The sequence below is a fragment of the Legionella sp. JM-2024 genome (assembly GCF_055389095.1).
The window spans coordinates 2,132,455-2,145,896 of record NZ_AP039388.1; the positions used below are offsets into that span (position 1 = coordinate 2,132,455).

Genomic DNA, 13,442 nt, shown 5'->3' on the forward strand with positions numbered 1-13,442 from the left:
AATAAACTCGAATCAATCTTATTGACTTTGTCCTTCAGAAGAAGGTTGAGTCGTAGTAGTGTTTTGTTGTTGCTGATCAGTGGGTTGTTGCTGATCAGTGGATTGTTGCTGTTGTTGATTTGTATCCACTGGTTTAGAACCTTCACCACAACCAGTTAAAAATAATGCGAAACAACTTGCTGCAGCAATCATAGCTAAACGATTCATCATCTCTCTCCCTATTTATTTTTTGTAATATCACATTAATTTTAGCAAATATTCTCATTAAGTGAAGAACTTATCTTCAGTACTTAAAAAATAAATTTATATTTCACAACACTATGTCAAATTAAATGGCAAAAATGACGCTTTGTTATTTAGATAACTTCTGTTTTTTTGCAAATAGTACAAAATTATCCTGGTGATATTACAAATTCCAAAGTTTTTTTTAAGGTTAACAAAAAGATCCTTAGCAATCATCAAGCAATAGAGTTTCCGAAAAAGTCTAATGTCCAAAACTCAAAATAAACTTTACTGACTTCCCGCCGTGCTTTTGTTAAAATTGAGCAATTTTACTTTAACCAAGCGCTATGGCTACCTCTCACACCCCCATGATGCAACAGTATTTGCGCATCAAATCAGACTATCCAGACATGCTTTTGTTTTACCGCATGGGTGATTTTTATGAGTTATTCTTTGACGATGCCAAACGAGCATCGCAGCTATTGGATCTCACTTTGACTCATAGAGGACAATCTGCAGACAAACCAATTCCTATGGCTGGTGTACCTCATCATGCAGTAGAAAACTATTTGGCAAGATTATTAAAAAAAGGAGAATCTGTAGCAATATGTGAGCAAATTGGCGATCCTTCTACCAGTAAAGGTCCTGTAGAAAGACAGGTCACACGTATTATTACACCTGGTACAGTGACTGACGAAACGCTAATGGATGCCCGTAAAGATAATATTTTATTCGCTATTCATTACCAAAAACAGAAAATTGGTATTGCATGGGTTGATTTAAGTGGTGGCCGGTTTCATTTACAAGAATTATCAGAAGAACATCAGTTAAATGCAGAATTAGTCCGTTTGCAACCAGCAGAAATACTCTTACAAGAATCCTCCAGGCTCTCTTCGCTATGCTCCCATTTTCCTGTGAAATTCAGACCAGGATGGGAATTTACTACAAATTCTGCACATAAACTATTGTGCGAACAATTTGCTGTAACGAATCTCAGTGCATTTGGCGAACAGGACTACCCAACAGCTCTGGTTGCTGCGGGTGCTTTGTTAGGCTATTTAAAAACCACCCAAAAACAATCGCTGCCTCATCTTACTTCGCTTACTCTGGAGCAATCTGAGGATTATCTGCAATTGGATGCGTCAACTCAAAAACATCTGGAACTTTTTGAGAATCTGCAAGGTGGAGCTGAACATTGTTTACTTTCTGTGTTGGATAAAACTGCCTGCGCTATGGGAAGTCGTTTACTCAAACGCTGGCTTGGAAGACCTTTAAAACAACATCAAATCATTCAAACAAGACAACAAGCCATTAAAGAAATTATTTCTTTTCAACAGGACGTTGCTCTTCATCAGCTAATCAAACAATGCGCGGATGTTGAGCGTATTGTATCACGTGTCGCCTTAAAATCGGCACGACCACGGGATTTGATTTCATTACTGCAAACTTTAATGCTACTTCCTGAAATTAATAACGTATTACAAAAAAATAAAACATTCCTGATTGGGGAAATCAAAAACCAAATTAGCCCACTCCCCCCGCTTCAACAATTGCTTGAAACAGCGATTATAGATAATCCCCCTATGTTGGTACGTGATGGTGGAGTCATAGCACCTGGTTTCGATGAAGAGTTGGACGAGTTGAGAAATTTGAGCAACAATGCCCAAGAAACATTAGCGAGTCTAGAGCAAGAGGAAAAAAACCGTACAGGATTATCCACTCTGAAATTAGGTTATAATAGTGTACAGGGCTTTTATATCGAACTCTCAAAAGCACAGGCTGAAAACGCACCACTTAACTATCAAAGAAAACAAACCTTAAAAAATGTAGAACGTTATATCACTCCCGAACTGAAACTCTTTGAAGATAAGGTGCTCTCTGCCCAAGCAAAAGCGTTAGCTCGTGAAAAATGGTTATATGACAATTTACTCGAAGAAATTCAGCAATACATACCCAAATTATCAGACCTTGCAAGATCTTTAGCTCAATTAGACGTATTGGTAACTTTTGCCGAGAGAGCCCAAATTCTAAATTGGAATTGCCCAAAACTGGTTATCGAACCAGGCATTATGATACAAGATGGTCGACATCCTGTCATTGAACCATTATTACAAGAAAGATTCATAGCAAATGATCTGAAGCTTAAGCCAAATCAAAATATGTTATTAATTACTGGCCCTAACATGGGAGGTAAATCTACTTATATGAGGCAAACTGCCTTAATAGTACTGTTGGCACATATTGGCAGCTTTGTACCTGCCAGTGAAGCCGTATTAGGACCACTGGATCGAGTTTTTACTCGTATTGGAGCCAGTGATGATTTGTCGTCAGGACGATCCACGTTTATGGTTGAGATGACTGAAACGGCTCAGATATTAAGACAGGCTACTAGTAATAGCCTTGTGCTAATTGATGAAATTGGCCGTGGTACCAGTACTTACGATGGTATGGCTTTGGCTTATGCAAGCTGTGCTTTTCTGGCATCAAAAATTAAGGCCTATACTTTATTTTCTACTCATTACCTCGAGTTAACTCAACTGCAGCAAGAATTATCATGCATACGCAATGTACATCTGCAAGCCTCTTTAGACTCAGGCCAAATCGTTTTCTTGTATCGTGTTGAAGAAGGTTCTGCAAATCGCAGTTATGGCTTAGAGGTAGCTGAACTTGCTGGCATACCCACTGAAGTACTAAAATTAGCTCACCAACATTTAAATCGGATGCAAAACACAAAGACACCAATCAACCAAACTCAAATTACAAAACCACCTGTTTCCCCAATTTTAACTGAATTAGAAAAAATAGATCCGGATAGACTAACAGCCAGAGAGGCCCTGGATTTGATTTATAAGTTAAAACGCATGGAAACAGAGGGTTATATAAATTAGTATTTTTGTTGTATGAAAAAGCTGACGTATTTATTACTTGTTATTGCATGTTTCCCCTTGTTTGCTCAGAGCAACAAAATAGCATCGTTTGAAATTTATGGTGTATCAGGAAAAATTCTTACCAATATAGAAACGCTTTTGAATGAATTGAAGCAAATAAAACCACTTAATACCTTTAACCAGACAGAACTCCAAAGCCAAATTAATAAAGCAATTCAGCCTTTTGGATATTTTAATACCGAGGTAAGAACTCACCATATCAATAATCAAAAAATACTAATAAACATTAAACTAGGTCCTCAAACCCGGATTGCATCTATTAAAATTGAACTGTGCGGGGAAGGAGCACAAAATCCATTATTACAAAAAACACTCAAAGAATTACCACTTCGGGTTGGCGACCCTTTGTATTCTAATCAATACGAGCAAGCGAAACAAAACATTATTAATAGTGCCGAAAACATGGGTTATTTACATGGCGTATATAAAAAAGCTGAAATTTTGATTGATGAACAGAAAAGAACTGCCCGAATTACATTAATTTATGATACAGGACCACAATATTATTTTGGTCAGTTACAATTTGATCCGACCTATATTTCTCCTGAATTATTACATCGATTCGTACCATTTCAGCCAGGGCAGCCTTATGCAACAGATCAAGTTCTGAAATTTAATGATTCATTATCAAATAGCGGTTATTTTAGTTCTGTGCTGGTAAAACCCCAAATCACGAACGCACAAACAGTACCAGTTAAAGTTCATTTGCAACCCGTATCTAAGTATTCTTACTCATTTGGTCTTGGTTATGGAACCGATACTGGTGTGCGAGGAAAAGCAGCACTCCATGTGACGCCGGTCAATCGTCAAGGTCATAAATTTAACGCTGTAGCCCAAGGCTCCTTCAGACAAAATGCATTACAAGCTCAATACTTAATCCCTGGAAAAAATCCTGTTACCGATCAATATGCTCTTACCGGCAATTTTTCCAATTTAAACTATAATGCAGGGTACAGTAATGCCACTCTCTTATCTCTTAGTCAATTGCATAATACAGCTCAATTCCAAAGAGCCCTGTCTCTTAATACCCTATATGAAAGTTTTCATTATTCCCTACAACCTAATACTGATCAATTCCTGCTCTACCCCAAAGCAAACCTCACTTTTAGTAAAACCAAAAATCTCCTGTTTTCCCCCTCTGGATATAATATTACTTTTAGTGCACTTGGGGCTAATAAGGCTGTTCTCTCTCATCTAAGCTTTGGGCAACTTTCCCTGGATGCCAAAGCTGCCCTGACATTAGACTTTCTGCGTTTACGCCTCTACGGACATACTATTCAAGGTATAACTGGAATAAATGACATCAATCAATTGCCACTTTCCCTGGCATTACTCTTAGGTGGAACTGACAATCTTAAGGCCTATAGCTTTAATTCGATTGGCCCTGGAAAAATTATCACATATGGTGGACTTGAAGTTCAAAAAGAATTCAAAAAAGACTGGTATCTTGTCGGGTTTTATGATGCCGGAGATGTTTATAATCCTTCAGTTAAAAATATTCAATATGATATTGGTGGAGGACTGATGTGGGTTTCTCCTATTGGACCGATTAAAATTGGACTAGCCCAAGCAGTTAATAGTCATTTAGAAAGAGTGGGACACAATCCAAGATTGGTTATCAGCATGGGGCCAGACTTATGATAATAAAATTTTTAAAAAAAGGATTTTATTACTGTTTAATTACTCTCATTTGCTTAGTTAGTTTGGTTGCATTTTTTATTTCAACCACTCCAGGATTATATACAGTAATAAAATTAAGCCATTTTTATCTTCCTGGCACTCTTAAAATTCATCATCTTAAAGGGCGTTTACTTGATCAATTTTTCATTGGCAAAATGGAATATCAAAATGGGCATACCAGAATAAAAATTTCTAATTTAACTGTTAATTGGCATTTCATCTCATTACTACACAAACAACTGCCCATTAATAACATGACTGCCGAAACTGTTGAAATAAATCAAGATAATGCCATACATACACTAACAAAAATCAATTTAAGCGGTTATTTAAATCAGCAATTAATCAAGTTCAATACCCTTCAATTTCATTATTTGGATCAAATTTTTGTTAGCCAATTAGAAGTTAGTAGTTCATCTCATCATTTATTTTCAGGGAAAATTCGCTTAAATCCTGATGCTAACAATAGTAATATACTTTCAGGGGACTTGGATTTTGGCGGCGATCTAAAGCAAATTCAATGGATAGGAGAATTCAAAGGCCCTGGTAATATATCAGTAAGTGGTACCATTCAACAATTAAAACAAATCAAGCAAGTCATTAAATGGCACGATTTGCAATGGGGTACCGAAGATCAAAATTTAAGAAGTCCTCAGGGCAGGATTGAAATTTTGGGAACACTTCCCGACCTCACTATCAATTTAAAGTCCAAAGTCACTGTTGGCCAACTGAAAAATTGGCAAATGAATACCTCAATTCATGGTAAATTACCTTGGAAATGGGATATTGATGCTACTTTATCCCAACCCTTGGACTTCTCATCAAAGCAAGAAGGATTATATACAAAGTTATCTTTGAAAGCCGAAATTCAAAATAACAATAAAGCGAATTTTACGATTACTATTAATCCAGGCCATTATCAAATGGCAGAGAACAGTTTGTTATCATCAATTCAATTCGATGGAGGTAACATAAAAGGGTCCCTTTCTCAAAAACAATTCAGTGGACATGGAATATTGTCACTGGATTCACATAAAAAAGTTCGTTTTAATTTCAAATTCCCTAAGTTTATTTTCAAGCAAGATATAACTAATCAAACTATGGATGCTGAACTATCCGTTCTTTTTAATTCCCTGGATTTTATGCAAAATGCCAGCCCTTATTTAATAAATCCCAAAGGACAACTTCAAGCCTCTATACAAGCAAAAGGAACTTTAAAAAAACCAATAATTCAAAGTAAATTTTCTTTAAACAAAGGCTCTGTGAATATCCCTGTTTTAGGTTTAAACATAACGGATATAGGATTATCAATTATTGGCAAAATGAACCAGTGGGAAGCAACAGGCTCCATTCGTGCAGCAGACAAAAAACTGACCTTAAAAGGACAGGGAGCTCTCAGCAAAGAACCTGGTGGAGTCATTTCAATAGAGGGTTCCAATTTCCCCATAGCGAATAGTAAGGAATACCAGGTTAATATATCCCCACAATTGAATGTGCGTTTCACACCCTCACTATGCAATATCACCGGGTCCATCCTGATCCCTAATGCTCATATAAAACCACAAGCATTTACCAATAGCCTTATGGTCACCAATGATATTGTATTCAAAAGTAATAATGCGCAACCTTCTGTTCCAATTTTTAATACTAATATGTCAATACAAGTTGAAATGGGAGAAAAGGTGGAACTGACCTATAAAGGATTACATGCTAGTCTAGCTGGATTGGTTACTATCAACCAATTACCACAAGGTCCACTTACTGCAAATGGTGAATTAACCGTAAAAAAGGGAGAATATAAAGCTTATGGCCAAGATTTATCCATTGAGCAAGGGCAACTAATTTTTACAGGCGGCAGATTGGATAATCCAGGGATTAATTTAAAAGCCTCAAAAAAAATATCCAATTCATTCGGAAATTTATCTGGATCCTCTCAACTGTTTGATTTTAATAATTACAATACTGCAAATATTGGCAGCAATGTTAACGTTGGGGTTGAGGTTATTGGAAGATTACAATCGCCAAAAATTCAATTATTTTCTAACCCTCCGACCCTGTCTCAAGCAGATATTCTATCCTTTCTTGTATTAGATCGCCCTGCCAGCCAAGCTAATAAAGCAGGAGGTCAATTGCTTTTAACAGCAATTTCTTCTATGAATCTAGGTACTGGAACCAATGGAACCCAATTGTTAGAACAATTAAAACAAAAATTGGGATTCGATTTTAATGTACAAACTACAGCCAACTTTAATCAACAAACTAATAAGACTAGCGACTCCACTGGTGTTGTAGTTGGGAAATCTCTTTCAGAACGAATTTATTTGAGTTACAACGTTGGTTTATCCCAGGCTGATCCTAATGTGTTAACCTTAAAATATATACTCAATAAATTTTTAAGCCTCCAAGTGAGTAGTAGTGATTCGGGTAATGGCGTTGATCTTTTGTATACTAAAAGCACTCCCTCACAGAGAGAAACAAAAATTGATAAATAACATCTTAATCCATTTTTCTAAGGATGTAATAAATGAATGAATATAATTTACCTTTAAGATTATCTCGTTTAAGAAAAAACGCCATGTCGAGAGCATTAGTGAGAGAAACCAGATTGCATACACAGCAATTGATTGCGCCATTGTTTATTAGTGAATATTTAACGGAACCAAAAGAAATTATCGCTATGCCTGGGCAATTTCAACTTGGCCTCAATTGCCTTCCTGAAGAAATTGAAATTTTATCAAAATTAGGTATTCCCGCAGTACTTTTATTCGGGATCCCCAAACAAAAAGATGCTTGTGGAAGTGAATCATTTAATAGTAATGGAATCATTCAGCGAGCCATCAAAAAAATTAAATCGGTCAATAATGAACTATTAATTATCACCGATCTCTGCTTTTGTGAATATACTGATCATGGGCATTGTGGGGTTCTTGATGGCACACAGATTAATACTGACGCGACCCTGGAGCTACTGGGTAAACAAGCAGTAAGTCATGCTGAAGCAGGTGCCGACTGGGTTGCTCCCAGTGGTATGACTGACGGGATGGTTTTGGCAATTCGCCAAGCTCTAGATACTTCTGGGTTTCATGGAATCCCTATTCTAAGTTACAGTGCAAAATATTCTTCCTGCCTTTATGGACCTTTTAGAGAGGCAGCACAGGGCGCACCTCAGTTCGGTGATAGAAAAGCCTATCAAATGGATCCTGCAAACAGCGAGGAAGCTTTAAGAGAAACCAAATTGGATCTTGAAGAAGGTGCTGATATGATAATGGTCAAGCCAGCTGGTTTTTATCTTGATATTATTTATAAACTCAAACAACATTTCTCTGAGGTACCACTTTGTGCTTATCAAGTGAGCGGTGAATACTCCATGATAAAAAATGCAGCAAAAAATAATCTAATTAATGAAGAACAGGCAATGGTTGAGAGTCTTATTGCAATAAAACGTGCCGGTGCAGATTTTATTATTTCTTATTTTGCTAAAAGTGTTGCTGAGCTGTTGAACTCTCAGCTTTATTCAAATTAAGTCAAATGAATCAAATCCAGAACTACAAAACAGCTATATCGAGATAAAGGCTTGCCTCACATAAAACAATCTCATATAGTAAAAAAGATTGGCCTGCCCAATCAACTATAATCTAGAAGGAGAAATCAATGAATTTAATGCTTAAGAGTTTATCGGCCTTAGCAATTGGGCTCAGTGCCGCAACAGCTTTTGCAGCCCCAGCTTATTTAACAACACATAACAGAACCGGCGAGGAATCCAATGCCTACATCGCTGGTAGCATCCCCTCTCCTTACCCAACAAAAGCCCACTCCACCAATCAAGTTTATTGGAATTTAGTGAGATTGGCTTGCTACGGAAATACCACCAATGGCAAATGCCCTGCCTTAATTAAAATGGCAACTAATACCGCTAGTCCAATAGATATTGGATACGTTACAATGGATTTAGACACCGGCGACATTACCCCTAAAGTTTTATCTGCTAAAGGCTATACTCTAAGGGCAATTGGACCTGGAGAAGCTGAAATTACTAAAAATTAATCATCTATCACTACCTGTTTTTGTATGTTATGTAGGTTGATCTTTGATACAACCTACATAATCATATCCATAACTAACTTCAGAATTTATCTTGGCAACTAATTATCTCAGAACCAGATAGGAAAAGTCATATCATCTATTACAGTTACATTTTAAAACACCTAAAAAAAAGCCACGTGGATAACGTGGCTTCCGACAAGACAAGGATATTATTTGGTGGGTACTGGAGGTGCTTGATCAATACTCCAAACAACTTGTAAGCCAACCAAGTGAGCACTTGCAGACCCAGTTGCTGTTACGTTATAGCTGGTTACTGGGGTAAATGCGTCCGTTCTATTGATAGTAGAGTCGCTTGCAGAAAATAAATGAGTGTATCCTACATCAATACCGATATTATTTCTGGCCTGGTAATGTGCACCGGCAGACAAGGCCCATCGATCTGCATCGGGTAAACGCACGTCCCTGTCGATATCATTGGTGGGAGTTGGATCATAACCACCGCCAACACGAAGCATTAGTTTCTCATTGACATGATAATTAGCACCAATAGCCACGCGTAATGTATCATGATAATTTTGAGGTGAGGCGTTTATAGCTTTGACTTGGGCAACAGTTCCAAGTGGGTTAATTGTCGGAGCTGCAATATTGGTAAGCTGTATCGTCTTAAAGCTACTCCAAGCGGTATAAACTAAAGAGCCTAACAATGCAATTTTATCATTCATATCATGATAGGCACTGACAGTAACAACATCAGGCAAATCAATTGAATTGCTGATTAAATCATCTGTCTTGAATACCCCTGGTGCTGGAAAAAAAGGAGGTGGAGCAAAAATATTACCAGGACTTGCCAATGGACCTGTAAGACGGCTATAACCATGGAATTCATGTCTCATGTTTGATTGATAGTTTGCACCAAGGCGCGTGTGGTTATCATTAAACATACCCAGAATACCCACATGATAACCTACTCCAAAGGAGTGTCCCTTATTATAAGTCAGTGAGTCTGCCAGCATAGGATTAAAAGGCGGAAAATTAGCCAATAGATTAGGCGCACCAAGCATACGATTAAATTTAACACGTGCGTATTGCAAATCCAGGCCAGCTCCCAAAGCAACATGATCAGATAGTCTTCCACCAATTTCAGGCGAGATGTTAGTAGTAATTAACTCGGTATAAGTTCCTTGATAACGCACAGGAGAGTCAGGTCCCCAATCAGTCGACAAGCCAAATGGCGACACAATACTTAATCCAAAAGTAGCATTTTCACCCAATGGCAATGCATAGTGAAAAGAAGGTACAAACGCATCTTCAGCACCATTTATATCATTAAAAACTTCCGTGTAAACAAACGACGGAAAAGGAGGAGGATTAATTGTAGAAAAAGTACTAATTCCACTTAATTTAGCAGTTGGGAACACTCCAACGCCTGAAAATACGGCTTGCTGATCACGAATTAGCGTTAAACCGGCTGGATTATACCAACCTGTAGAGGCGTCTGCTGCTTCAGCAGCCACACCCGCAGCAAAGTTACCAGCGGTGTACCCGGTACTTTCAGTATATAAAGAAAATCCGCCTGCGTTTACTGTGCTTGTAGCCAGCATTCCGATAACAGCAGTACTCACTAGCGTTCTTAGGGGTTTGTGCCTAATTTTCACTCCACACTCCTTAGTTTAATTACATCCCAATTACGGTGATAAAAATGATAATAAATGAATTTATAGCGATTTAAAACGGTTAAAAAAAATTATTTCCTATTTTATTCAATTGTCATAAAAGTTTTATTCATAATGAATCAATTAGAATGATTATGTAGTAAATTAGGACATAGAAGAAGTTTCAATTTCAATCTATTCTTAAATAAATGATTTATCCCCTCCATGGTGTGGCTCGGATCTCTGAGAAAAATTCTTTTAAATTAGAAACATCCACTTGTACAACTACTTTAGTCCATGCTAATGTGTATTAATTTTGAGCGGAACCCTAATCATGCAACAAGTGGTCATCAAATTTGGCGGTACCAGTGTTTCAACCAGAGCGACATGGAATAATATTGCCGCTATTACACAAAAGCATCTGGATAGTGGAGTTCAACCAATTATAGTTTGTTCTGCACTCACCCAAATTTCTAATAAACTGGAAAAAGCCATAGAAGCAGCTCTTCTTGATGAGCACCATAGTATTTTCAGTGACATTCACAACAGCCACCTCAGTCTGGCCGAACAACTTGAAGTGAGTCACGAATTAATTTCAATGGATTTGCATCAGTTACAACAATGGTTAACCGGAATCGCTTTACTCAAACAAGCACCTGCAAAAACTCATGCTCAAGTGTTAAGTTTGGGTGAACTGATGATGACTCGGCTTGGTCATGCATTTCTTGAAATGCAAGGGATTCAAAGTAAGTGGTACGATGCCAGAGAACTGTTAACATGCATACCTACTCCGGGCAGTGAAATGATGAACTACCTCTCTGCTCGTTGCGAAAGTGAATACGATCCAGCCTTGGTTGAAAAGTTTCTTTCCAGTGGGGCTCAAGCTATTATTACTCAAGGTTTTTTTGCTGCCAATCCTCATGGCGAAACCGTTTTACTTGGCCGGGGAGGTTCTGATACTTCAGCAGCACTACTTGCCGGAAAACTGCAAGCCTCTTCTTGTGAAATATGGACTGACGTCCCAGGTATTTATACGGCTAATCCTCATCAGCTACCTCATGCTCGATTATTAAAGCAATTAAATTATGATGAAGCACAAGAGATTGCATCAATGGGTGCCAAAGTCTTACACCCTAATTGCATACCCCCTGTTCGAAAAGCCAATATTCCCATGGTCGTCAAATACACTCACCTGCCAGAACACTCTGGGACTTTAATTACCAAAGACATTGATGAATCGGCACCCTTAATAAAATCTATCCAGGTTAAACACAGTATTTTATTGATCTCGATAGACACACTGAGCATGTGGCAACAAGTAGGATTCCTGGCCGATGTATTTGCCGCTTTTAAAAAACATGGCTTCTCCGTTGACCTGCTTTCTTCTTCTGAGTTTAATGTCACTCTATCATTAGATGTCAATGCAAAAATACATGACAGGCCCGCCATTAATGCTTTACTAGAAGATTTAAACCAATTTGGACGAGCGAAACTCATAGAACCTTGTAGTGCAGTCAGTTTGGTAGGGCACCATATCCGAACAGTGTTACCTCATCTTGGGCCGGCCCTGGAGGTATTTGATGCGAAACAGGTGTATTTGATGTCTCTGGCGTCAAATGATCTCAATTTGACATTTGTTGTTGACGAATCACATGCCGATAAATTGTGCCAGAGGTTACACCATTTATTAATTGAAAGTAATCCACAAATCTTTTATTACTCCAAAAGTTGGCATGAAGAGTTTGGAAAACCCAATGTTCGCCCAACACCCTGGTGGGAAATTGAAAGAGACCGATTGCTAACTACCAGCGCAATTCACTCACCTTGCTATGTTTACCATAGCCCAACCCAAGCCAGTCGTGCAAAGCAACTATCAGCCTTGGAATCAATTGATAATTTATTCTATGCGATCAAAGCCAATCCATTTCCATCCATTTTAAAAACTCTGGAAAAAGAAGGTGTAGGTTTTGAGTGCGTTTCTATCCAAGAGTTGGAGCTGGTACTAAAATTATTTCCCAATATCAAAAAAGAAAGAATTTTATTTACACCCAATTTTGCTCCAAAATCTGAATACGAATTTGCTCTTAATACAGGTTGTTATGTTACCATTGACAGTTTGTATCCCTTGGAAAATTGGCCTGAATTATTTAAAAATCGTGAAGTAATTGTTCGGATAGATCCAGGTACTGGCGCTGGTCATCATAAACATGTTTCTACTGGCGGTAACGAATCCAAATTTGGTATAACACAAAATGATATTGGACAAGTGCTGTCTGTCACCAAGGCCAATCACGTGAAAGTCATAGGTTTACATGCTCATTCAGGCAGCGGAATACTCGCAACAGACTTATGGCAACAAACAGCAGTGATGTTAGCCTCATTAACCGATCAATTTCCTAAAGTACGCTCGATTAACTTAGGAGGTGGTCTAGGTATAGTGGAAAAGCCAGGCCAACACCCCATTGACTTCGCTGTGTTAGATGCCCAATTAATGGCAGTAAAATCTCAATATCCCGGATTAGAAATATGGCTTGAGCCTGGTCGTTTCTTTGTTGCTGAAAGTGGGGTCATTCTTGCCAAGGTCACTCAATGTAAAGAGAAAGGAAAAGTAAAATTCATTGGTATAGAAACAGGAATGAACTCTTTAATCAGACCTTCATTATATGGTGCTTATCATGAGATCGTAAATTTAACCCGACTTCATGAAGAAAAAGCTGGATTTGCCCATATAGTGGGACCGATCTGTGAATCAGGAGACACCTTAGGTTATGACCGATTATTACCAGTTACCAGGGAAGGTGATATTATATTAATAGCGAATACTGGAGCCTACGGCCACTGTATGAGCTCACATTACAATTTAAGACCACCAGCCCAAGAAATAGTTCTGGAATAA

General features: G+C 38.0%; 8 protein-coding genes. 6 read left to right on the forward strand and 2 right to left on the reverse strand.

Features of this window, described 5'->3' with window-relative positions; translation table 11 throughout:
- Window positions 1-18: 18 nt before the first annotated feature.
- A complete protein-coding gene (locus ACZ5EK_RS09440) occupies window positions 19-210 on the reverse strand; it encodes a hypothetical protein (protein ID WP_464429264.1) in 192 nt (63 codons plus the stop codon).
- A gap of 359 nt (window positions 211-569) precedes the next feature.
- Between ACZ5EK_RS09440 and mutS the strand changes: the two genes are divergently transcribed.
- From mutS to ACZ5EK_RS09465, 5 genes are all read left to right on the forward strand, one after another.
- On the forward strand, window positions 570-3,110 hold the full coding sequence (gene mutS / locus ACZ5EK_RS09445) for a DNA mismatch repair protein MutS (RefSeq protein ID WP_464429265.1): 2,541 nt from the start codon (window positions 570-572) through the stop codon (window positions 3,108-3,110).
- A 12-nt stretch (window positions 3,111-3,122) separates the two neighbouring features.
- Complete coding sequence (locus ACZ5EK_RS09450) at window positions 3,123-4,811, forward strand: autotransporter assembly complex protein TamA (RefSeq protein WP_464429266.1); 1,689 nt, start codon at window positions 3,123-3,125, stop codon at window positions 4,809-4,811.
- Window positions 4,808-7,342: a translocation/assembly module TamB domain-containing protein gene (locus ACZ5EK_RS09455; RefSeq protein WP_464429267.1), complete on the forward strand. Its 2,535-nt coding sequence runs from the start codon at window positions 4,808-4,810 to the stop codon at window positions 7,340-7,342. The genes ACZ5EK_RS09450 and ACZ5EK_RS09455 overlap by 4 nt, the downstream gene beginning before the upstream one ends.
- A 32-nt stretch (window positions 7,343-7,374) precedes the next feature.
- On the forward strand, window positions 7,375-8,373 hold the full coding sequence (gene hemB / locus ACZ5EK_RS09460; protein WP_464429268.1) for a porphobilinogen synthase: 999 nt from the start codon (window positions 7,375-7,377) through the stop codon (window positions 8,371-8,373).
- Window positions 8,374-8,501: 128 nt separating this feature from the next.
- On the forward strand, window positions 8,502-8,894 hold the full coding sequence (locus ACZ5EK_RS09465; RefSeq protein ID WP_464424097.1) for a hypothetical protein: 393 nt from the start codon (window positions 8,502-8,504) through the stop codon (window positions 8,892-8,894).
- Window positions 8,895-9,103: 209 nt separating this feature from the next.
- Here ACZ5EK_RS09465 and ACZ5EK_RS09470 read toward each other — a convergent pair whose 3' ends face one another.
- Entirely contained in the window at window positions 9,104-10,549 is a 1,446-nt protein-coding gene (locus ACZ5EK_RS09470) for an OmpP1/FadL family transporter (protein WP_464429269.1), read from the reverse strand.
- A 331-nt stretch (window positions 10,550-10,880) separates the two neighbouring features.
- Between ACZ5EK_RS09470 and ACZ5EK_RS09475 the strand changes: the two genes are divergently transcribed.
- The gene (locus ACZ5EK_RS09475) at window positions 10,881-13,442 is read left to right on the forward strand and encodes a bifunctional aspartate kinase/diaminopimelate decarboxylase (protein ID WP_464429270.1); all 2,562 of its coding nucleotides are present in this window, start codon (window positions 10,881-10,883) and stop codon (window positions 13,440-13,442) included.